General features: G+C 67.2%; 19 protein-coding genes and 1 tRNA gene. 13 read left to right on the plus strand and 7 right to left on the minus strand.

Annotated features, from left to right (window positions below):
- Window positions 1-31: 31 nt before the first annotated feature.
- The 8 genes from bcp (at window position 32) to QRM96_RS12710 (ending at window position 10,084) form a co-directional block, all read left to right on the plus strand.
- Entirely contained in the window at window positions 32-505 is a 474-nt protein-coding gene (gene bcp, locus QRM96_RS12675; RefSeq protein WP_133830874.1) for a thioredoxin-dependent thiol peroxidase, read from the plus strand.
- A gap of 96 nt (window positions 506-601) precedes the next feature.
- Window positions 602-683 (plus strand) — tRNA-Leu (locus QRM96_RS12680).
- Between the two features lie 231 nt (window positions 684-914).
- Window positions 915-1,607: a fasciclin domain-containing protein gene (locus tag QRM96_RS12685; protein WP_109045029.1), complete on the plus strand. Its 693-nt coding sequence runs from the start codon at window positions 915-917 to the stop codon at window positions 1,605-1,607.
- Window positions 1,608-1,770: 163 nt separating this feature from the next.
- Entirely contained in the window at window positions 1,771-3,438 is a 1,668-nt protein-coding gene (locus QRM96_RS12690; protein ID WP_285319896.1) for an ABC transporter substrate-binding protein, read from the plus strand.
- A 79-nt stretch (window positions 3,439-3,517) separates the two neighbouring features.
- On the plus strand, window positions 3,518-5,020 hold the full coding sequence (locus QRM96_RS12695) for a malate:quinone oxidoreductase (protein ID WP_018760064.1): 1,503 nt from the start codon (window positions 3,518-3,520) through the stop codon (window positions 5,018-5,020).
- A 66-nt stretch (window positions 5,021-5,086) separates the two neighbouring features.
- Window positions 5,087-8,320: an efflux RND transporter permease subunit gene (locus tag QRM96_RS12700; RefSeq protein ID WP_285319897.1), complete on the plus strand. Its 3,234-nt coding sequence runs from the start codon at window positions 5,087-5,089 to the stop codon at window positions 8,318-8,320.
- A 187-nt stretch (window positions 8,321-8,507) separates the two neighbouring features.
- Complete coding sequence (locus QRM96_RS12705; protein ID WP_285319898.1) at window positions 8,508-9,617, plus strand: LLM class flavin-dependent oxidoreductase; 1,110 nt, start codon at window positions 8,508-8,510, stop codon at window positions 9,615-9,617.
- Window positions 9,617-10,084, plus strand: coding sequence for a MarR family winged helix-turn-helix transcriptional regulator (locus QRM96_RS12710; protein ID WP_018760067.1), 468 nt, complete (start codon window positions 9,617-9,619; stop codon window positions 10,082-10,084). Before QRM96_RS12705 ends, QRM96_RS12710 begins: the two co-directional genes overlap by 1 nt.
- A gap of 28 nt (window positions 10,085-10,112) precedes the next feature.
- Here the strand turns inward: QRM96_RS12710 and QRM96_RS12715 are convergent, their stop codons facing one another.
- Window positions 10,113-10,919, minus strand: a complete 807-nt coding sequence (locus QRM96_RS12715; protein WP_109045033.1) for a transglutaminase-like domain-containing protein — start codon at window positions 10,917-10,919, stop codon at window positions 10,113-10,115.
- Between the two features lie 71 nt (window positions 10,920-10,990).
- On the minus strand, window positions 10,991-11,797 hold the full coding sequence (locus tag QRM96_RS12720) for a hypothetical protein (protein ID WP_285319899.1): 807 nt from the start codon (window positions 11,795-11,797) through the stop codon (window positions 10,991-10,993).
- A gap of 147 nt (window positions 11,798-11,944) precedes the next feature.
- Between QRM96_RS12720 and QRM96_RS12725 the strand changes: the two genes are divergently transcribed.
- Window positions 11,945-12,607: a DUF1684 domain-containing protein gene (locus QRM96_RS12725; protein ID WP_109045035.1), complete on the plus strand. Its 663-nt coding sequence runs from the start codon at window positions 11,945-11,947 to the stop codon at window positions 12,605-12,607.
- Between the two features lie 100 nt (window positions 12,608-12,707).
- On the plus strand, window positions 12,708-13,196 hold the full coding sequence (locus tag QRM96_RS12730; RefSeq protein WP_018760071.1) for a GtrA family protein: 489 nt from the start codon (window positions 12,708-12,710) through the stop codon (window positions 13,194-13,196).
- 18 nt (window positions 13,197-13,214) lie between these two features.
- Here the strand turns inward: QRM96_RS12730 and QRM96_RS12735 are convergent, their stop codons facing one another.
- From QRM96_RS12735 to QRM96_RS12755, 5 genes are read right to left on the minus strand one after another with little or no spacing between them, the layout of a single operon-like run.
- A complete protein-coding gene (locus QRM96_RS12735; RefSeq protein ID WP_285319900.1) occupies window positions 13,215-14,381 on the minus strand; it encodes a cysteine desulfurase family protein in 1,167 nt (388 codons plus the stop codon).
- A 3-nt stretch (window positions 14,382-14,384) separates the two neighbouring features.
- On the minus strand, window positions 14,385-15,299 hold the full coding sequence (gene nadC / locus QRM96_RS12740) for a carboxylating nicotinate-nucleotide diphosphorylase (protein ID WP_285319901.1): 915 nt from the start codon (window positions 15,297-15,299) through the stop codon (window positions 14,385-14,387).
- Window positions 15,292-17,073: an L-aspartate oxidase gene (nadB, locus tag QRM96_RS12745; RefSeq protein WP_285319902.1), complete on the minus strand. Its 1,782-nt coding sequence runs from the start codon at window positions 17,071-17,073 to the stop codon at window positions 15,292-15,294. Before nadB ends, nadC begins: the two co-directional genes overlap by 8 nt.
- Window positions 17,073-18,377, minus strand: a complete 1,305-nt coding sequence (gene nadA, locus QRM96_RS12750) for a quinolinate synthase NadA (RefSeq protein WP_018760075.1) — start codon at window positions 18,375-18,377, stop codon at window positions 17,073-17,075. The genes nadB and nadA overlap by 1 nt, the downstream gene beginning before the upstream one ends.
- Window positions 18,374-19,084: an NUDIX hydrolase gene (locus QRM96_RS12755; RefSeq protein WP_026264229.1), complete on the minus strand. Its 711-nt coding sequence runs from the start codon at window positions 19,082-19,084 to the stop codon at window positions 18,374-18,376. The genes nadA and QRM96_RS12755 overlap by 4 nt, the downstream gene beginning before the upstream one ends.
- A gap of 277 nt (window positions 19,085-19,361) precedes the next feature.
- On the opposite strand from QRM96_RS12755, the gene QRM96_RS12760 reads away from it, so the two are divergent.
- The 3 genes from QRM96_RS12760 to QRM96_RS12770 all read left to right on the plus strand — a co-directional run bounded on the left by QRM96_RS12760 (window position 19,362) and on the right by QRM96_RS12770 (window position 22,436).
- A complete protein-coding gene (locus QRM96_RS12760; protein ID WP_285319903.1) occupies window positions 19,362-20,759 on the plus strand; it encodes an amino acid permease in 1,398 nt (465 codons plus the stop codon).
- Between the two features lie 79 nt (window positions 20,760-20,838).
- Complete coding sequence (locus QRM96_RS12765; RefSeq protein ID WP_285319904.1) at window positions 20,839-21,666, plus strand: alpha/beta fold hydrolase; 828 nt, start codon at window positions 20,839-20,841, stop codon at window positions 21,664-21,666.
- A gap of 68 nt (window positions 21,667-21,734) precedes the next feature.
- Complete coding sequence (locus tag QRM96_RS12770) at window positions 21,735-22,436, plus strand: phosphoribosyltransferase (protein ID WP_285319905.1); 702 nt, start codon at window positions 21,735-21,737, stop codon at window positions 22,434-22,436.
- Window position 22,437: the final 1 nt, after the last annotated feature.

Genomic DNA, 22,437 nt, shown 5'->3' on the forward strand with positions numbered 1-22,437 from the left:
TTGTGTCCCGCCCGCAACAAGGAGAAAAACAATGGCTGAAAGACTCGTTACCGGCGACAAAGCACCCGCATTTACCCTGCAGGACTCACGCGGGAAGGAGGTCAGCCTGGACCCGGCCTCCGGCCGCTCCACCATTGTCTACTTCTATCCGGCAGCGTCCACGCCCGGGTGTACCAAAGAAGCCTGCGACTTCCGCGACAGCCTTGCCTCCCTGCAGGCCTCCGGATACGACGTCCTGGGCATCTCGCCCGACCCCGTCGAAAAACTGGCAAAATTTGCGGCGAATGAAGCCCTGACGTTCCCCCTGCTCTCCGATGAGGACCACGCAGTGGCCGAGGCATACGGCGCCTGGGGCGAAAAGAAGAACTACGGCAAGACGTACCAAGGCCTGATCCGCTCCACCATCGTGGTGGATCCCGACGGCAAGGTTTCCCTCGCACAGTACAACGTCCGGGCGACCGGACATGTGGCCAAGTTGCGGCGGGACCTCAACCTGGACGCCTGACCACGGCGCACCTGCCGGACCACCCCGCCGGCGCGACGCTACAATGGACACTGGCATCCCGCCGTCGAACGCCCTGCGTTCCTGGGGGAAGCCTGCGCGCGAGTGGTGAAATTGGCAGACACGCAGGATTTAGGTTCCTGTGCCTTCGGGCGTGGGGGTTCAAGTCCCCCCTTGCGCACACCGCGGATCCCCCGGCTTTGGCCGGGGGATCCTTTGTTTTAAGCCGTCTCCCTCATGCCGGTTCGTGCCCCGAATAGAAAAACTCCACGGATCCACCCATCCACTTCCGCCCACCGGCCGAATAGCCATTGAGACACCAGCCAAGGGCAGGTGCTTACCCCCAAGTCAGACTGCACGCCACGGACACCGCTCCACGGGCAGCAGGCTCAACGATCCAAGGAGTACTGAAATGCAGACCTTCAAGCGCACCACTTTCACCGTCGCAGGCGTTGCAGCGGCCGCTCTGCTCAGCCTCACCGCGTGTGGCGGTTCGGGCAGCACCTCCGGGTCCTCGGCATCTTCGGCGCCGATGTCCTCCGCCCCCAGCTCCAGCATGGCCTCACCGTCATCCAGCGCCATGGCCAGCTCCTCGGCCGGCAGCATGGACCCGGCAGCAAACCTGGTCGGCCCCGGCTGCGCCGCTTACGCCCAGCAGGTTCCCACCGGCGCAGGCTCCGTAGCCGGCATGGCCCTGGATCCGGTGGCCGTCGCCGCCTCCAACAACCCCATCCTCACCACGCTGACCGCGTCGGTATCCGGCAAGCTCAACCCCAAGGTCAACCTGGTGGACACCCTCAACGGCGGCGAATTCACTGTCTTCGCACCGGTGGATGACGCCTTCAAGAAGATTGACGCCGCCACCATCGACACCCTGAAGACGGACGATGCCCTGCTGAGCAAGATCCTGACCTACCACGTTGTTCCCGGCCAGATCACCCCTGACAAGATCGCCGGCACCCACGCCACCGTCGAGGGCGGCTCCGTCACCGTCACCGGCAGCGGCAACAACCTCAAGGTGGACAACGCCAACGTCATCTGCGGCGGCGTCAAGACCAAGAACGCCACGGTCTACCTGATCGACTCGGTGCTGATGCCCAAGTAGCCCTCACAGGCAACAAGCGTTCTTCGACCAAGCCGGGTTCCACTGGTTATCCAGGGGCCCGGCATTGGCGTGTCCGGATCCGGGCAGTGCCCGGGTCGTGTCCATTAGACTGGATCCCGGCCCGCAACCGGCGGAGCCGGCAGGATCCAGAGGTGATAAACGAGTGCCCAGCAGTACATCGCGGCGGACTGCCCTCAAGGCCGGCGCCGTCCTCATGGCGCTGGGCGTGACATCATGCACAGGCACACCGGCTCCCTCTCCCACGCCCGGCCAGGACAACTCCACGCCCGCGGAACCGGCAGCCACCTTCAGCTTCGGAACCGCCGCCCAGCCACTGGGCCTTGACCCGGCATTGTCCAACGACGTCGAGTCCCAGCGCATCACGCGGCAAATCATGGAAGGCCTCGTGGGAGTTGACCAGACCACGGGAAAGCCCACGCCCCTGCTGGCCACCGAATGGAACGAATCCAACGAGGGCCGCACCTACACCTTCAAGCTTCGTACCGGCGTTACCTTCCAGGACGGGACCCCGTTTAATGCCGACGCCGTCTGCACCAACTTCAACCGCTGGTTCGCCTTCTCCGCCGAACTGCGGAAGCAGGCACCGGGCAGTTCCTTCAAGGGGGTCTTCAAGGCCCACTCGGACGAAGCCGGCCTCTCAATCTTCAAGAGTTGCACCGCCGTGGCCGCGGACACCGTGCAGATCGACCTCACGCAGCGCTTCACGGCGTTCCTGCAGGCATTGACATTGCCCGCCTTTGCGATGGCCTCCCCCGCCGCCCTCGCTGCCGGCAAAGCCGACGTGCTGGACCAAAACCGTGGCGGCCAGGCCTTGTCCGTTTTCGCCACCAACCCGGTCGGCACCGGCCCCTTCACACTCGCTGCCTGGGGCAGCGACAACGTGACCCTGTCCAGCAACAAGACCTACTGGGGCGACCGCGGGCAGATCGCCACCATCAACTTCCTCGCCTTCAACTACCCGCAAACCCGCCTTCAGGCCCTCCTGGACGGCAAGATCGACGGCTACGACGCCGTGACCGTGGGGAACTTCGACCAGCTGGTCAAGCGAGGCAAGCAGATCGTCCAGCGCGACCCGTTCTCCGTGATGTACGTGGGCATGAACCAGGACGTCCCGGTGCTGCAAAACCAAAAGATCCGGCAGGCGGTGGAGCTTGCGATCGACAAGGAAACGCTGATCCGGAAGTTCTTCATCGACAACACCGCCAAAGCGACGCAGTTCGTCCCGCCCAAGATCAGCGGATTCAACAACGATGCCCCGGCACTGGGCCATGACCCGGAAAAGGCCAAGAGCTACCTCAAGGACGCCGGCTACGCGGGCGAGGAACTCAAGTTCTACTACCCCCTGAACGTCACCCGGCCCTACCTCCCGACCCCCGAAAAGGTCTACGCCGAGCTCAGCCGCCAGCTGACCGCCGTCGGCTTCAACATCCGGCCCGTCCCGGTGGACTGGGCCGATGGCTATCTCCAGAAAGTCCAGTCCCCCGGCGACCATGCCCTGCACATACTCGGCTGGAACGGCTCGTACTCGGATGCCGACAACTTTGTCGGCCCGCTGTTCGGCGAGAAGAACGGCGAATTCGGGTATCAGGATCCGCAGGTGTTCTCGAAAATCAACAGGGCCCGTGGCCTGCCGGACGGCAAGGAGCGCGATGACTTGTATCACACCATCAACACCCAGATTGCGGCGACGGTGCCGGCCGTTCCCATCGCCTTTCCCATCTCCGCCCTTGCCCTTTCGGACCGGGTCCTGAGCTACCCGGCGTCCCCGGTCTTAAATGAAGTTTTTACGAAGGTCCAACTAAAGCCTTGACGGGCCGGTCCAATTTCAGTATGTCGGCTGCCCGGGGATATTCTGTGACAGCCAGAGCCGCTGCAATCGGAGACTGATCGTGACTTTCATTTCCAAGACCCCACATGCCGACGTTGTCCTGATAGGCGGCGGCATAATGAGCGCGACGCTGGGGGCATTCCTCAAGCAGCTGGAACCGGACTGGACCATCTCGCTGTTCGAACGGCTGGACCAGCCGGGGCTCGAGAGCTCAGATCCCTGGAACAACGCGGGGACGGGCCACGCGGCCCTCTGCGAACTGAACTACTCCCCCGCAGCCAAGGACGGCTCGGTAAGCCCCAACAAGGCGCTGCTCATCAATGAACAGTTCCAGCTTTCCCGCCAGTTCTGGTCCCACTTGGTGGACAACAACCTGATTGGCTCCCCCAAGGGTTTCATCAACACCGTCCCGCACATGAGCTTTGTGATTGGCGAGGACCACACCCGGTTCCTGAAGACGCGCTACGAGGCCCTGAAGCCGCACACCCTTTTCCGGTCCATGGAGTACTCCGAGGACCACGCACAGATTGCCAAGTGGGCGCCACTGATCGTCAAGGGCCGCGACCCCAAGCAGCGTGTCGCCGCTACCCGGGCAGCTGAAGGGACCGACGTCGACTTCGGCGCGCTGACCCGTGAGCTCACCGGCTACCTGGGGAACAACGGCGTCGAAATCAACTATGGCCATGACGTCACCGGCATCTCCCGGGCGTCCGACGGCGGCTGGGACCTGACGCTGAAGCACCCGCGTTCCGGAGAGCACGGCAAGATCCACGCCAAGTTCGTCTTCGTCGGCGCCGGCGGCGGCGCGCTGCACCTCCTCCAGGCCTCGGGCATCCCCGAAAGCAAGGGTTACGGCGGCTTCCCCGTCTCCGGGCAGTTCTTCCGCTGCACGGACGAGACCATCGCCGCCCAGCACAGCGCAAAGGTCTATGGCCAGGCCTCGGTTGGCGCCCCGCCCATGTCCGTACCGCACTTGGATACCCGCTACGTCAACGGCAAGCGCTCGCTCCTGTTCGGACCCTACGCCGGCTTCTCCACGAACTTCCTCAAGAACGGCTCCTACCTGGACCTGCCGCTGTCTATCCGCCCGGGCAACATCATCCCGATGCTCGCCGTGGCCAAGGACAACATGGACCTCACCGCGTACCTCATCAAGGAGGTTGCAAAGCGGCACGACCAGAAGGTCGAGGCCCTGCGCGAGTACTACCCCGAGGCAAAGGGCGGCGACTGGGAACTTATCACCGCCGGCCAGCGTGTGCAGATCATCAAGAAAGATCCGCAAAAGGGCGGCATCCTTCAGTTCGGAACCGAAGTGATCGCCGGCCGCGACGGCTCCATCGGCGCGCTCCTGGGCGCGTCGCCCGGGGCTTCGACCGCTGTCCCCATCATGATTGAACTGCTGCAGAAGACGTTCCCCCGGAATTTCAAGGGCTGGCAGTCCAAGCTCAAGGACATGATGCCCGGTTACGGGGTCAAGCTGGATGAAAATCCGGACCTGGCCGCGGAGCTGGAACGGGCCACGGCCAAGTCCCTCCAGCTGGAGAGCGTTTCCGCCAGCCATTGACCCTGCCGGGGCCAGCGGCTGGCACCCAGGGCATGTACCAGTCACTAAACCCCCAGGAGAGCATCCATGTTCCGGCTGGCGCACCTTTCCCTTGCCAACAGGGCCCTGATCGCGCTGATCACTGTCTTTGCTTCGGTCTTCGGCGTGATCACCATGTCCTCGTTGAAGCAGGAGCTCATCCCGTCCATTGAGTTCCCGCAGATCACCGTGCTCAGCTCCATGCCGGGCGCGTCGCCCGAGGTCGTGGACAAGCAGGTCAGCGGCCCGCTGGAGAAGGCACTGAACGGCGTGGAGGGGCTGGAATCCACCTCCTCCACGTCACGCACCGGCGTCTCGCAGATCACCTTGGTGTTCACCTATGGTTCCAATCTTGACCGGGCCCGGAACCAGATCGACCGGGCGATCTCCAACGCCAAACGGACGCTTCCCAGCGATGTCCAGCCGCAGGCCATCGCCGGGAGCATCAGCGATTTCCCCATCGTGTTCCTCGCGGTGTCCTCGGACAAGTCCCTGAGTGACCTGAACGCTGACCTGCAGCGCCTGACCGTGCCCCGGCTGCAGAAGATCGACGGCGTCCGCAGCGCCGACGTGACCGGTGGCGCGTCCCAGCACATCGAGATCCTGCCACGCACCGATGCCCTCGCCGCCGCGGGCGTGGGCGTGACCGCGATAAAGGACGCCCTTTCCAACAACGGAGCCCTGGTCCCGGCCGGAACCCTCGAGGACCAGGGAAAGACCCTCTCCCTGCAGATCGGCAGCCCGGTGGATTCCCTTGACGCCATCAAGGCCCTTCCGCTGGCCGGGGCGAAGAACGCAGCGACCGTCGGCTCGGTGGCCGACGTCTCGCTCAAGGACGACGAACGCACTTCCATCACCCGCACCAATGGGGCCGAGACCCTGGCTGTTTCCGTCACCAAGAAACCCGAGGGTGACACGGTGGGGATTTCCCATGCGGTGCGGGACTCCCTGCAGGATCTCCAGGCGGAGCTGGGCTCGAACGCAAAGTTCACACCTGTCTTTGACCAGGCACCGTTCATCGAAAAGTCCATCAAGGACCTCACCACGGAAGGCCTGCTGGGGCTGGGATTCGCGGTCGCGGTCATCCTGCTGTTCCTGATGTCGGCGCGTTCCACGCTGGTCACCGCCGTCTCCATCCCGCTGTCGCTGCTCATCACGTTCATCGGTCTTTCGGGCACGGGCTATTCGCTGAACATCCTGACCCTCGGCGCACTCACCATCGCGATCGGACGCGTGGTGGACGACTCGATCGTGGTCATCGAGAACATCAAGAGGCACCTCAGCTACGGCGAAGAAAAGTCGACGGCGATCCTCACCGCCATCAGGGAGGTGGCCGGTGCCATCACAGCCTCCACGCTGACGACGGTGGCCGTGTTCCTGCCGATTGCCTTCGTCGGCGATCTGGCCGGCGAACTGTTCCGGCCGTTTGCCCTGACCGTCACCATGGCGCTGCTGGCGTCGCTGCTGGTGTCCCTGACCATCGTTCCGGTGCTCGCCTACTGGTTCCTCAAAAACCCCAAGGGCGCCCCGGACGGAGCACCGGCCGGTTCCGCCGAGGCCCGCCGGATTGCCGCGGAAGCCCGAGCCAAGGCGCACGACGCCGAGCAGCGCAGCCGCCTGCAGCGCGGCTACCTGCCCATCCTCCGGTCCACCCAGAAACACCCGGTCATCACCCTGGTGGCCGCCGTCCTGGTGCTCGTCGCCACGGGCGCCATGACGCCACTGCTGGCTACCAACCTGCTGGGGAACTCGGGACAGAACAGCCTGACCGTGCGTCAGGTGCTGCCTGCCGGAACCAGCCTCGCGGACACCAGCGCCGCCGCAATCCGGCTCGAGGAGGTCCTGCGCGGCATCGACGGCATCAAAGACGTCCAGGTAACGTCGGGCAATGCGCAGGCCGGGTTCGCCGCGCTGACCTCCACCGGGTCCTCGAACTCCACTTTCACCGTGGTCACTGACGAGAAGGCCAACCAGGAACGGCTCCAGGACACTGTCCGGACCGAGCTGGCCAAGGTGCCTGATTCCGGCAAGATCTCCGTTGGCACCCAGCAGGGCGGCTTCGGTACCTCGTCCACCGTGGACATCACGCTGAAGGCCGCCACCAGCGCCGACCTGCAGTCCGCCAGCGACACCATGGTTGCCGCCATGTCCGGCGTTCCCGGCACCAGCGAGGTGGCCAGCAACCTGGCGGCCAGCAACCCCGTGGTGCAGGTGAAGGTGGACAGGGCAAAGGCGGTGGCCGCAGGACTGAACGAGCAACAGGTTGCCGGGGTCCTGGCTTCCACCATCAGCCCCATTCCCGCGGGGACGGTCCGCATCGACACCAATGATTTCCCGGTGCGGATCGGCCAGGGCACAAAATTCACCAGCATTGACGCCGTCCGCAACATCCCGCTGCCGGCTGGCGGCAAGCCGGTAACGCTGGGAAGCATTGCCTCCGTGGAGCAGGTGGACGTCCCCGTCTCCATCACCGCCAGCAACGGTGAGCGCACCGCCAAGGTGTCCATCACGCCGTCGGGCTCCAACCTGGGTGCCGTGAACACCGAGGTCCAAAAGCGCCTGGCGGACGTCCAGCTGCCTGCCGGCGTCACCGCGACGATCGGCGGGGCCACCACCCAGCAGGCGGACTCCTTCCGGCAGTTGGGCCTGGCCCTGCTGGCTGCCATTGCCATCGTGTATGTGATCATGGTGGCCACGTTCAAATCCCTCATCCAGCCGCTGATCCTGCTGGTATCGGTTCCCTTCGCGGCCACCGGTGCCGTGGCCCTGCTGCTGGTCACGGGAGTTCCGCTGGGCCTGCCGTCGCTGATCGGCATGCTCATGCTGGTGGGCATCGTGGTGACCAATGCCATTGTGCTGATCGACCTGATCAACCAGTACCGCCAGCCGCGTGAGGGCCGGCCGGGCATGAACGTGGCGGATGCCATTACCAACGGTGCCCGGCAGCGCCTGCGCCCCATCCTGATGACGGCACTCGCCACAGTCTTTGCCCTGACTCCCATGGCCCTGGGCCTCACGGGCGGGGGCGGTTTCATCTCGCAGCCGCTTGCCGTTGTGGTCATCGGCGGCCTGGTGTCCTCCACTGCACTGACCCTCATCCTGGTCCCCGTGCTGTACCGGCTGGTGGAGGGTCGCCGCGAAAAGAAGGCGTTGCTTAAGGCTCTTCAGGCCCGGCCTGAACGCGGCCCGGGGTCCGACGTCGACGCCGGGTTCAAGGACTGGACCACCGGCCAGATGCCCAAACTCAGCGGCCGCCGCGCCGCCCCCGGGGGCGCCGAGTAGCAACAGCACACCTCCCTGATGCCCGTACCGCCCAGCGGTGCGGGCATCAGCTTTTGAATGCCCGCCTGCGAACGCACGCGGGAATATTCGCCGCGTCGGGGCGTTACAGCAGGCGATAGATGCAAATGCATCTAAATTGGTTTACACTTAAACCAAGACGGAAAGTCCAGCAACGGAAGGGCACATCATGCAGATCGGTGTTTTCAGCGTCAGCGACATCACCACGGACCCCACAACGGGCCGCACCCCCACCGAGCAAGAACGCATCAAGGCCTCGGTGGCCATCGCCAAGAAGGTCGAGGAGATCGGCATGGATGTCTACGCCCTGGGCGAGCACCACAACCGGCCCTTCTTCTCCTCCTCACCCACCACAACGCTGGCCTACATCGCAGCGCAGACCAACCGCATCATCCTCTCGACGGCCACCACGCTGATCACCACGAACGATCCCGTAAAAATCGCCGAAGACTTCGCCATGCTCCAGCACCTGTCCGATGGACGCGTGGACCTCGTCCTGGGCCGGGGCAACACCGCCCCCGTCTATCCCTGGTTCGGCAAGAACATCCAGGACGGCGTGGAGCTGGCCATCGAGAACTACAGCCTCCTGCGTAAACTCTGGGACGAGGACACCGTGAACTGGTCCGGCAAGTTCCGTACCCCTTTGCAGAACTTCACGTCCACGCCCCGGCCGCTGGACGGTGTGGCGCCCTTCGTGTGGCACGGCTCCATCCGGACGCCGCAGATCGCAGAGGTGGCCGCCTACTTCGGTGACGGTTTCTTCGCCAACAACATCTTCTGGCCCAAGGAGCACTACCAGCAGCTGATCGGCCTCTACCGCGAGCGTTACGAGCACTACGGCCACGGCACGGCAGACCAGGCGATCGTTGGCCTCGGCGGCCAGTTCTTCATGCGGAAGAACTCCCAGGACGCCGTAAAGGAGTTCCGCCCATACTTCGACAACGCTCCGGTGTATGGCCACGGCCCTTCGCTGGAGGACTTCACCTCGCAGACTCCGCTGACCGTGGGCAGCCCGCAGGAAGTCATCGAGAAGACCCTGACCTTCCGCGAGTACTTCGGCGACTACCAGCGCCAGCTGTTCCTGATCGACCACGCCGGCTTGCCGCTGAAGACCGTGCTGGAGCAGCTGGACCTGTTCGGCGAGGAAGTCCTGCCTACGCTGCGTAAGGAATATGCAGCACGCAAGCCCGCACATGTTCCCGAGCCGCCCACCCACGCCGGGCGGGTCGCCGCGCTGCTGGCCGCCCAGGACGCCGAAAAAGCCACCTCGGAGGCATGATGGCCGGGCAAGGATCCGACTCGCCGGTCCGGCTGGCAGCCGAAACCTGGGAGTCACTGTTCCGGGCGCAGGTTGCGGTGATGCGCAAGCTCCAGTCCGGGCCGGCGTTCCGGAAACTGGCACTGAACGAATATGACGTGCTGTTCACGCTCTCCCGCTGTCCCTCCGGCTGGCTGCGGCTCAACGAGCTCAACGACAACGTCCTGTTGAGCCAGTCCAGCCTCAGCAGGCTGGTGGAGCGGCTCGAGAAGCGCGGCCTGGTGGCCCGGATGCCGGCGCCCGAGGACGGCCGCGGAGTGCTGCTCAAGCTCACGGACGAAGGGCGGGAGCTGCAGAAGGAGATCGGCCGCGAGCACGTCCGCGACATCTCGGCACTGGTGGCTCCCGCGCTGACGGCGGCAGAGCAAAAGGAACTCAGGCGGCTCACCGACAAGCTGCGGGCCTCCTTGGGTACCCTTCCCCGGTAATCCCGACGCCGGGCAGCCGGGTCCGGCGTCAGCCCAGCGCCACCAGCCGGGTGGGGTCTTCAACCGGCAGCTCGCCGTTGACCACGGCCGTGATGCGCAGCTGGGTCAGGGTCAGGCTGCCGCCCACGGTGGACAGGAACGCCGTGTCCGACGAGTCCCGGCCCGCGGTGATCCGGAGCATTGATTCCCGCGGGGCAAGCCCCGTGGGGTCGATGACGTGCCAGGCACCCTCCACGTAGGCTTCCGCCACCGCATGGAAATCCATGGGGCTGAGGCCTGGGGCGTAGACCGCCGCAAGGCGGGCGGGGATGTCCTTGGAACGGAGCAGGGCGATGGCCAGGTGCGCGAAGTCCCGGCACACGCCGCGGCGGCTCAGCAGGGTCTCCACTGCCCCGTCCGTGCCCCGGGAGGAACCGCTGATGTAGCGCAGCTCGCCGTTGACCCAGTTCCGGACCGCATGCAGCAGGGCGGCCCCATGGATCCCGCCGAATTCGGCGTAGGCGGTGGGCAGCAGCCGGTCGGATTCCGCGTAGCGGCTGGGGCGGACGTAACGGATCCGGTCGGCCAGCTCCGCTTCTTCGGGAACGGCGCGTCCGGACACCGTGGCGGTATATTCCACAGCAACCTCGGTGGGTTCGTCGAACTCCATGTAGTGGAACCGGCCGCCGTGGTGGTCGGACACCTCCGTGAGCGGCACGTCCGCACCGCCGGCCGTGACGGACAAGGATTCCGCAAAGGACGAATAGCCGCTGTTCCTCGCCGCGGCAATGGCCATGGCCACTTTGGTATGGGCGGTGGTCCTGAAGGCCAGGCGTGCGGAAACAGAGCGTTCCATGTCTCTCCGGGGGTGTTGGGGGTGGACGGCAAGTCGCGGTCCCCGGCACCGGGTGAGTGCGGGCAGCGGGACTAGTTTTTGACCTTCAGCGACATTAGCATCCGCTGTACGTTGGCGAAGTCGGAACTGTCATTGACATACTGGGCGGCCTGGGCGAGGGTGTCGAACGGCATCGCCGGGGCCACTTTCTCGTCCGGTGCGAAGGCCTTCAACGACACCACGTCGCCAAACGAGTAGTCGCCTTTCCCAGCCGGTCCGCGCACCACGTTGCGCAGCTCGCACGCCTGCCCGTCGCTTCCGCCCACCAGGTTGGTGATGCCGTAGGAGCCAAAGTAGCGGTTGCCCTGGATCACCCGGTAGACCATCCGGGGCGGGATGGTTCCTTCCCCGCCCTGGACGGCGAGGTCGAAGGGCACGCTGCTGATCACCGTGTAGGGGTGCCTGGCGCTGTCCGGGCAAGCGCCGGAAGACGGCGGCAGTCCCGTCCGCAGTGCGGCGACATACGTCCCGTCGGGCTTCTTGACCTCGATTTTCAGGCCGCCGGGGAGCACGCCTTCCTCCGGCGCCACCGACTGGGCGATCCAGTCCTGCGGCAGGTCGAAGCTCACGGTCTTCGCCGGGTCCGAGAAGGTCTTCCAGGAGGACGCCGTGGCGGCGCCCTGGGGTTCGGAGGGTGTGGCGGACGAAGGAGCGGAGGCGCTGCCTGACGCGCCCGGCGATGCCGTTGCCGCCCCAGATCCGGTGGTTTCCGAGGCGTCCGGCTGCGCCGTCCAGCCCGGTCCACTGCCGGCCTGGGGTCCCGAGCAGCCCGCCAGCAGGAGCGCGGCTGCCAGCAGGGACATCCGGGAAAGAACGGTCAATGGTGCCTTGCCTGTCATGGCAGCCAGCCTAACCGTGCCGTGCCGCCTTCCGTGGCTGGCGCGGCAGGTGTTTCCGGGCCACCGACCGGTTCCACCACCCGGGCACCCGGCCTGCGTGTCGCCGTCGGACGTTACCTGCCTTGGCCGGGGACTAGGCTGGAGGCTATGGCGGAAGAGCAGCACGGCACAGCCGAAGAGAATCCTGCGGAAATGTCCGCCCTCGACATCGCCGACTGGCGGCTGAGGACCTTTGCCCTCTACGACAACGTCCGCAAAATCTCTGCGGAGGACCCGGCCGAGGCGCACTCGTACTGGCGCCACCAACGCGACCTCATGTTTGCCACCCACCCTGCGTCCGCGCTCACGGCAGCGGACAAGGCACGCTTCTCCGGGCTGAAGACAGCGGACTACGATCCGATCTACCGGTTCCACGTTCCGCTGACCAAGGAAGGCGCCGGCCGGCAGATGAGCGTGGACACCGGAACCGACGGCGTGGTCAATTTCGTGCGCCTGGGCACGTTCGACCTGCCCGAGATGGGCCAGCTTGGGGTCTGGAAGATCCACGGCTACGGCGGCGGCATCTTCGTCCCGTTCCGGGATGCGACTGCCGGTCAGCCCGGTGGAACGTACGGGGCCGGCCGCTACCTGCTGGACACCATCAAGGGCGCGTTCCATGGTGTGCAGGGCACCGGCCCGGACGCCATGTTCGTAATCGACTTCAACTTCGCCTATAACCCCTCCTGCGCTTACAACGAGGCCTGGGCCTGCCCGCTGCCCGGGCCGTCCAACCGGCTGGCAGTGGAAATTCCCGTAGGAGAGCTGTACTGACCATGGTTTGCTCCCCCACGTACATGCGGCATGCCCTGTTCCCGCTGGACAGCCCGCGGTCCCCCGAACCCGGCGCCAACAGCGCCCCCGGTGGGACCGCGTGAGGGACGGTACATCCGCACCCGCCGTCCAGGAGACGCCAACCCGCCGTCTTCCCGCCACCAGGCACTACCGCGGAGTCCTGCGCTTCCCGGTCATCCGGCAACTGCTCCGCTTCACCGGGGTCGGCATCATCTGCACCGCCGCCTCACTTGGGCTGTACGCTCTGCTGCGTCCGTGGCTGGGCGCGCAGTTGGCCAATGCGGTGGCCCTGGTCCTCACGTCGCTGTTGAACACGGCCTTGAACCGGCGGCTGACGTTCAAGATTGCCGGTGGACAGCGGCGCACCCGCGACCACCTCAACGGCCTGGTGGTGATCGTCGTGGCACTGGTAATCACGGGCAGCAGCCTGGGCGTGCTGCACTGGTTCAACCCGGACGCCACCGTGGGGGACGAACTGGTGGCAACCACCCTGTCCGGCTTCCTGGCCACCGCCGTCCGGTTCAGCATGCTGCGGCACTGGATCTTCCGCCGCGCACGGCACCGCTGACCCGATGGCACGAATCCGCTAGCGTCCCTGGCCCGCGCCGAGGTTTTTGACACTGGCGACGGCGCCCCTGACGGCTGCGGCGGCCTGGTCCAGTTCCTGCGGGGTTACCGATGCGTCGAAACTGAAGCGGACGGCGGTCTGGGCAAGCTCTGCGGAGAGTCCCAGGGCAGTGAGGACCGGTGAGGGAGCATCGGAGCCGGCGGCGCAGGCCGAACCGCTGGAGCACACCACGCCGCGGCGTTCCAGCTCCAGGAGGACGGATTCGCCGCTGGTGCCCGGGAAGCAGAATGATGCCACCGACGGCAGCCGTTCGGCGGGATGGCCGGTGAGGACGGCGTCCGGCACGGCGTCCAGCACCGCTGCGATGAACCGGTCGCGCAGGACAGCCACCCTCTCCCGTTGCTGTTGTTGTCCCGCTTGGGCCAGGGCGAGCGCTGTGGCCAGGCCCACCGCACCGGCCACGTTCTCCGTGCCTGAACGGCGTCCGCGCTCTTGGCCCCCGCCGTGGACCACCGGTTCGAGCCTGGTGCGGCTGCGGACGTAGAGCATCCCGCACCCCTTGGGAGCACCCAGCTTGTGCCCCGAGATGCTCATTGCGTCCACACCCAGGGCCTTGGTGTCCAGCGGCAGCCAGCCGGCTGCCTGGACGGCATCGGTGTGGAACGGGATGCCCTGGCTGCGGGCCAGTTCCGCCAAGGCCTTGATGGGCTGCACGGTACCGACCTCGTTGTTGGCGTACATGACGCTGACCAGGGCTGTTCGCGGTCCGAGCAGCGCGGCGAGGGCATCCGGGCTGACCCGGCCGGACGTGTCCACCGGCACCACGTCCACCGTAAACCCGTGGAACCGCTCAAGGTAACGGGCGGATTCCTCCACGGCGGGGTGCTCGACGGCGCTGATCACCACCCGGTCCAGTCGCGGGTTTGCGGCCTGCCGGGCGAGCGCGATTCCTTTGACGGCAAGGTTGTCCGCTTCCGTCCCGCCGGAGGTGAAGACCACTTCCCCCGGACGGCAGCCCAGGACGGCGGCCGCGGCGGACCGTGCCCCGGCCAGTGCCGCCGCCGCAGCCTCACCGAGCGTGTGGTGGCTGGAGGGGTTCCCGAACCCGCCGGTGAGGTACGGCCACATGGCGTCCAGCACCTCGCGGCGGACGGGCGTGGTGGCGGCGGCATCAAGGAAGATCACGGGTCACCCGGCAGTCAGTTCGACGTCCAGGCCCAGGTCCAGGGCGGCCACGGTGTGCGTGAGGGCCCCTACCGAGATGACGTCCACGCCGGTGGCGGCGATCGCCGCGACAGTCTCGAGGTTGACGTTGCCGCTGGCCTCCACCAGGGCACGTCCGGCAACCAGGGCCACTCCGGCCTGCAGTTCAGGCACCGTGAAGTTGTCCAGCATGATGGTGTCCACCCCTGCCGCGAGGACGGACTCGATCTGGTCCATCCGGTCGACTTCCACTTCGAAGTGGGTGGTGTGTCCCAGCTGTGCCTTGGCTGCCAGCAGGAGCCCGGTGAGTTTGGCAGGGTCTCCGCCCGTCATCACGGCCAGGTGGTTGTCCTTGGCCAGGACGGCGTCCGAGAGGCTGTACCGGTGGTTGGAGCCGCCGCCGCACCGGACGGCGAATCGTTCCAGGACGCGCAGGCCGGGGGTGGTCTTGCGGGTGTCGGTGATGCGGGCGCGGGTGCCTTCCGTGAGCCGGACGAACCCGGCGGTCTTGGTGGCGATCGCGGACATCCGCTGGACCAGGTTGAGCGCCACGCGTTCGGCCAGCAGCACCGAACGCGCTGATCCGCTGACCCGGGCCAGGTGGGTGCCGGCGTCGAACGCCTGGCCGTCCGCCAGGAGCAGTTCCACCCGGGTGGCAGGGTCCACGAGCTCCATGGCGTCCCGGAAGACGGTGGCTCCGCTGAGGATGCCGGGGACGCGGGCGTTGAGGACGGCGGTGGCGCGCGCTCCGGCGGGGATCAGGAGTTGGGAGGTGATGTCCCCGGAGGGTGCGTCCTCGGCGAAGGCCCGTTCCAGGATCTCCCGTACGGGGGCCGCCGGAAGGGTCAGGTCGAGGGGACGCACGGCAGGGGCGTGGTCGATTACGGCGGGTTCAGTCATGGAGCAGGCTCGCTTTCGGGCGCGGAGGGCAGGTGTTCTCAGGTTCGGCGGCTTCATCGCTGCGGTAGTGGGCGCCCAGCGATTCGGTGCGGTCCAGCGCGGCGGCCACCAGCAGCCGTGCGGCCAGCAGAAGGTTCCGGTCCTCAGACACCACGGGGTCAGCAGAGGAGGAGCCGGCATCAGGACGGACGACGGCGGCCCAGGACTCGAGCGTGGCGGCAGCCTCCCGCAACAGATGCCCGGAGCGCAGCACGCCGGCATGGGACGTCATGAGGCGGCGAAGAGCGCCCCGCGAAAAGGGCTCCCCCACCTCCCCATCCCCGCCGAAGCCGGACGGCCAATTTCCGCCTGGCCCACCTGAGCGATCCGCCGTTGGCCCTTCCAAAGTGGCACCCATACCGGACCGAAGCTCGGCGCCTGGGGGTGCTCCGGAAGCGAGCGTCAAGGGGAGGCCGCCCGCGGCCGAGACAGCGAGCGGAGGAGCGCCGTCAGGCGCCACCCAAGCCCCGTCGTCGTGGTTACCGGAGAGGAAGTCTTCAACAGCGCGGCGGCCGAAGACGAGTCCCTCAAGGAGCGAGTTGGACGCCAGCCGGTTAGCACCTTGGACGCCCGTGCACGCAACCTCGCCGGCGGCGTAGAGGCCGGGGACACTGGTGCGGGCGTTGAGGTCGGTGGCCACCCCGCCCATCCAGTAGTGGGCGGCGGGGGCGACGGGGACCAGTTCGCGGGTCCAATCGATGCCGGCCTCAAGGGTTTTCCTGGTGAGGGTGGGGAACCGCCGGCGGAGGAAGCCCTCGCCCTTGGCCTGCTCGATGGCGCGGGCGTCAAGGTAGACGTGGCCGTTGGCGTCGCCGAGCTTGGCCAGGTGCAGGGCGATGCTGCGGGAGACGACGTCGCGGGGCGCGAGCTCGGCGTCGGGATGGTAGGCCTGCATGAAGCGCCTGCCTCCGGCGTCCAGCAGGGTGGCCCCTTCGCCGCGGACCGCCTCGGAGATCAGCAGCGGACCGTCCAGCCGGCCGGGGTGGGCGGTGGCGGAACTGACGAGGCAGGTGGGGTGGAACTGGAAGAATTCGAGGTCTTTCACGGCTGCGCCGGCGCGGACGGCGAGCGCCAGCCCGTCCGCCGTGGCCACGGCCGGGTTGGTGGTTTGGGCGAACAGCTGGCCTGCTCCCCCGCTGGCCAGCAGCACGGCATCGGCCGCCAGGACGGCCGGCCGGCCCGCCTGGAGGTATTCGACTCCGCTGACGCTGCCGCTTGAGATGACCAGGGCGGTTGCCTGGGCTTGGGAAAGAATGCGGAGCGTGCCCCGGTCACGCCGGTCCCGGACCGCCTGGATGAGCGCAGCGGCCACCCGCGCACCCGTGGCGTCCCCGCCCGCATGCAGGATGCGCGGGGCACTGTGTGCGGCTTCGAGCCCAAGCGCCGGGCCGTCGTCGTGCGCGGCGTCAAAGCGGACACCGTACCGCTGGAGCCCGGCGATGTCCCCGCGCGCCTGGGTGCACATCAGCCGGACGGCGGCCTCGTTGCAGTGCCCTGCCCCGGCGCGGAGGGTGTCGGCGATATGCGCGGCAACGGTGTCCCCGGGCGACGGTTCGGCGAGCACCGCCGAGATACCGCCCTGGGCGTACCAGGTGTTGCTGTCTTCCAGGGCGCCTTTGGTCAGCAGCACCACGTCCGTACCGGCGTCGGCGGCGAGCAGCGCAGCGTAGAGGCCGGCGATGCCGCTTCCCACGACGGCGAGGCGACCCGCAGGCGTGCCGGGCTCGCGGGTCATTACGGCCTCGCAGCGAGCATGCGCTCGAGTGCCGTCCTGGCGTTGGCCTGCACATCCTCGTCCACGGTGATGCGGTTGACGATTCGGCCGGCGACCAGTTCCTCCAGGACCCAGGCTAGGTAGCCGGGGTGGATGCGGTACATGGTGGAGCAGGGGCAGATCACCGGGTCCAGGCAGAAGATGGTGTGCTGCGGGTATTCGGCGGCGAGACGGTTCACCATGTTGATTTCGGTGCCAATGGCGAACGTGGTGGGCTCGGTGGCGGCCGCGATGGCTTTCTTGATGAAGTCGGTGGAGCCGGCTGAATCGGCGGCGTCCACCACCTCCATGGGGCATTCGGGGTGCACGATGACCTGCACGCCCGGGAAGTCGGCCCGGGCCTTTTCGATCTGCGCCACGTTGAACCGCTTGTGCACGGAGCAGAAGCCGTGCCAGAGGATCACCCGGGAATCGAGCAGTGCCTGTTCGTCGTTGCCGCCGAGGTCCTTGCGCGGGTTCCACATGGGCATCTGGTCCAGGGGAACGCCGAGCGCCTTGGCGGTGTTGCGGCCCAGGTGCTGGTCGGGGAAGAACAGCACCCGCTGCCCGCGCTGGAACGCCCACTCCAGGACGGTCCTGGCGTTGGAGGAGGTGCAGACGATGCCGCCGTGTTCGCCGCAGAACGCTTTCAGGGCTGCGGAGGAATTCATATAGGTGACGGGGATGACCGGAACCCGGCCCTCGGCGTCGGGCTCGGTGCCGAAGATTTCTGCCAGCTGCTCCCAGCATTCCTCCACGGAGTCTTCGTCCGCCATGTCCGCCATGGAGCAGCCGGCCGCGAGGTTGGGCAGGATGACGGCCTGTTCCGGGGTGGACAGGATGTCCGCCGTCTCGGCCATGAAGTGGACCCCGCAGAAGATGATCGCTTCCGCCTCCGGCCGGGTCAGGGCTGCGTTGGCGAGCTGGAACGAGTCACCCACGAAATCGGCGTACTGGACCACCTCGTCGCGCTGGTAGAAGTGGCCCAGGATGACGGCACGCTCACCCAAGGTGGCTTTGGCCGCCCTGATCCGTTCACCCAGTTCGGCATCGCCGGCCAGCTTGTATTCCTCCGGCAGCTGGCCCTGGCGTGGCGTGGAAGCGGGAGCGGGGTCGGCGCTTGATGCGCCCGGGCCGTATGCCGGGATGCCTGCAAGCGCCTCGGCGAGGTCGTAGTCCCAGGGACCTTTCGCCAGTGCCGGGCTGCAAGTGCTGCGGTCCGCGGCGGCGCCCTTTTCGGCTTGTTCGCGCGTGATCAGCTGGATTGCCGTATTGACGCTGCTCATGGTGTGCTCCTGTTGTCTGGGTCAAGGCCTGGCCGGCCGGTGTAGCGGTAGAGGCGTGGCGGACGGTGCTTGCCGCCCTGGAGGTATTCCCCGGTTTCTTCGATTTCCGGGGTGGACTTGAGTTGGCGGCGGAAGTTGGCAGGATCCAGCTGGCGGTCCAGGACGGCTTCGTAGACTTCGCGGACCTGGGCCAGGGTGAAGTACTCCCCCAGCAGGTGGTAGGCAATGGAGCCGTAGGCGAGCTTGTTGCGCAGGCGCCAGAGGGCGTAGTCGACGATCGCGTTGTGGTCGAAGGCCAAGTCCCCCAGGCGGTCGGCCCGGAACCACCTGACGTTCTCGGACTCGTCCGCGAGCGCCGCTTCCGTGGGCTGGACCAGGGCCCAGTAGACGATCGAAACCACGCGCTGGGTGGGTGAGCGGTGCAGGCCGCCGAACGCATACAACTGCTCGAGGTAGCTGGGGCTCAGTCCCGTGGTTTCCCGGAGGTTCCTGGATGCGGCGTCCTGCAGCGACTCGTCGTGGCTCAGGGGCCCGCCCGGCAGCGCCCACAGGCCTTTGAAGGGTTCCCTGATCCGCCGGACCAGCGGCAGCCACAAGGTGGGACGGCCCGAGGTGGCGCTCGGGCGCAGGGCGAAGATTACCGTGGAAATGGCGAGCGACGGCGGCGCGGCCTGCCGCTCGGACACGTTGGCTGAGCTGTAGTACACCGTCACACCCCCTTCCACCACCCCGACCTCGAGGCCCGAAATCCTAGTTATGGTCACTTTGACCAAAACTAATTTTACGGCCAGCCCGACGGAAAAGGAAATGTTTCCGCGCCGGCAGCCCAGGCGCCGCCGCGTCCCCGGGAAGCCGCAACCTGGTGCAGGGACGGGGCGCGCGTTTTTGGCCGGCTGCCGGAAGCGGTAAATTCAAGTGGTCCCACAAGGACCTCCGGCCCACGGGACCGGACCCCGAACCAACCCCAAGAAGGTTTACCGCCCCATGACGATGAAGTCCGCCCCGACCACATCCACCACAGCGCCACCCAAGGCTCCGGCAGGCCACAGCATGAAGCCGCGCCAGCTCACCATGATGGGGCTGGGCAGCGCCATCGGTGCCGGATTGTTCCTGGGATCGGGCGCCGGCGTGCAGGCGGCCGGCCCGGCGGTCCTCATCTCCTACCTGGTGGCGGGTACCCTCATCATCCTGGTGATGTGGGCCCTGGGTGAGATGGCAGCCGCGAACCCGAACAGCGGAGCGTTCTCGGTCTACGCCGCACGCGCCCTGGGCCGCACCGCGGGAGCCACCATCGGGTGGCTTTGGTGGCTGCAGCTGGTGGTGGTGATCGCGGCCGAGGCCCTGGGCGCGGCCGGCCTGCTGTTCTCCGTCTGGCCCGTGGTGCCGGTCTGGGCGCTGGCACTGCTGTTCATGGTGGTCTTCACCGGAATCAACCTGGCCGGCGTCCGGAACTTCGGCGAGTTCGAGTTCTGGTTCGCCATCCTCAAGGTGGCCGTCATCGTCGTGTTCCTGGCGGTCGGCGCCGCCTTGCTCCTGGGCCTGCTGCCAGGCGTCGAGTCCCCAGGCGCGTCAAACCTCACCACCAACTTTGCCCCGCAGGGACTGGGCGGGGTGGCGTCGGCCCTCTTCGTGGTGATCTTCGCGTTCGGAGGCACGGAAATCGTCTCCGTCGCCGCGGCCGAAACCGAGGATCCCCAGCGCAGCGTCGGCAAAGCCATCCGGACCGTGGTGTGGCGGATCCTGGTGTTCTACATCGGCTCGGTCTTCGTCATCGCCGCGGTCCTTCCGGCCACGTCCGCGGGCCTTGCCTCGCCTTTCGCCGGAGTGCTCGACGCCGCCCGGATCCCCGGCGCGTCCACCGCCATCACCCTGGTGGCCGTCGTCGCGCTCCTCTCGGCACTGAACGCGAACCTCTATGGCGCTTCCCGCATGGCGTACTCCCTGGCGCGGCGGGGCGAGGCGCCGCACCTCCTTGCCCGCCTCAACGCCGCCGGCGTCCCCATGCTGGCCGTTACGGTCTCCGTGGCCTTCGGCTTCATCGCCACTGTGCTGGAGCTGCTGTTCCCGGAACGGGTCCTGCCCGCGCTGTTCCAGCTGGTGGGCTCTACCTGCCTGGTGGTGTGGGGCAGCGCGCTGGTGTCCCAGCTGATCCTGCGGCGCCGCGCCGACCGGGACGGGGCAGCGCTGCCGCTGCGGATGAAGGGATTCCCGGGCTTGACCATCCTGGGACTGGTCCTGCTGGGCCTGATTTTCGCCGTCGGCTTCAGCGCCGAGGCCAGCCGGGCCCAGCTCCTGGGCACCTTGGCCCTGATCACCGGCATAGCGCTGGCCTGCGCTGCAGCCGCCCGGCTCACCAGCCGGAACGGTGCTGCCAGCAGGTAGAGTGAAACTACCTTTCCAAGGAAGACGCACCGACGCGCCGGGTCCGCCTGGGCGCCGTACCTGATGAGGAACTGACAGCATGAGCGGCAGGCACACCGGACAGCAGCAGGCGCACACGGTCGAGGGCACCGACCCGCAACTCTTCGTGGCGGTGCACGAGCCGGCGGAGGACGCCGGGCTCCGGCCGGTGCTCCTGCTGCACGGGTTCTCCTCCTCGTCCAAACTCAACTGGGAGGACACAGGCTGGGTGGCCGCCCTCCTGGAGGCCGGGCGGCGGGTCGTCACCGTGGACCTTCCCGGCCATGGCCGCAGCGGCGCCCCGGAAGACCGGGACTCCTACTCCCCCAGCAGGATCAGGGCGGACCTGCTTCAGGCAGCGTTCGACGCCGGTGCGCGGCCGCTGCACGACGGCGATCCTTCCAGCGGCCTGGACGTGGTGGGATATTCCCTGGGTTCCCGGCTCGCCTGGGAGTTCGCCGCAACCCAGCCGGAACTCGTCCACAGGCTGGTGCTGGGCGGACCCAACAATACCGACCCGCTGGCAGCCTTCGATCTGCGGGCCGCGCAGGACTACCTGGCGGACGGCACGCCGATCGCTGACGAATCGACGGCCCAGCTGCTGAAGATGGCGCTGCTGCTGCCGAGCAACAACATCTTCGCGTTGTTGTCGCTCGTGGAAGCCATCAAGGCGGAGCCCTACGACCCCGCCGAAGCGGTGCCCCACGTACCCATGCTCCTGGTTGCCGGGGACCAGGACGAACGGGCCGGCACGCTGCCCCACCTCGCAGAACTGGCGCGCGGAGCCGGGTCCATGGCCGAGCAGCTGCTCCTGCCGGGCCGGAACCACACCAACGCCATCACCAGCAGGGCCTTCAAGCAGGCCGCCATTTCCTTCCTGGGTGTGTAGCCACCGGCGGCACCCGGCCGCCCCACGGGCTTTCGTTCACACCGGGCCCGGCCCGCGGGGAGGGACAGATGCCGACGCGTTTTGAAGACCGCACGGAAGCGGGGGTGCGCCTGGCTGCCGCGCTTTCAGCGTTCCAGGAGCGGCCCGGCACCGTGGTCCTTGGCCTTGCCCGCGGCGGCATCCCGGTAGCGGCGGCCACAGCACGTGCCCTCCACCTTCCCTTGGGTGCTGTCCTGGTGCGGAAGCTGGGGATCCCCGGCTATGAAGAAACCGCCTACGGTGCCCTGGCCTGGACATCCGGAAGGATCGTCCGGCTGATCAACAAGCCCCTGCGGGAGCGGGTCCTCCAGCACGGCGTTCGCCGGGAGTGGCTGGATGGCGTGGAGGACCGCGAACGCAGCGAAATCCTGCGCCGGGCCGCCCTGTATCCGGGAACCGGCCTGGACCTGGCCGGCAAGGCCGTCCTGCTCGTGGATGACGGCCTGGCCACCGGCGCCACCATGCGGGCCGCCGTCGAGGCCGTGCGCGCCGGCGGTGCGGCAACCGTGGTGGCCGCAGCTCCGGTGGGTTCCGTTGACGCCGAGGCCTCGCTGGAGCGCGTGTGCGACGCCGTCGTATGCCTGCACCTGCCGGGAAAGTTCCGGGCCGCGGGCAGCTTCTACCGGCACTTCGGGCAGCTGACCGACGACGACGCCATCACCGCGCTGCGACAGGGACCGCCGCTGCCGCACGCCGCAGGCCCGGAGCAAAGTCCGGGCCTGCGGAGCTGAG

It is taken from the genome of Pseudarthrobacter sp. lyk4-40-TYG-27, assembly GCF_030209295.1.
Classification (GTDB): Bacteria; Actinomycetota; Actinomycetes; order Actinomycetales; family Micrococcaceae; genus Arthrobacter.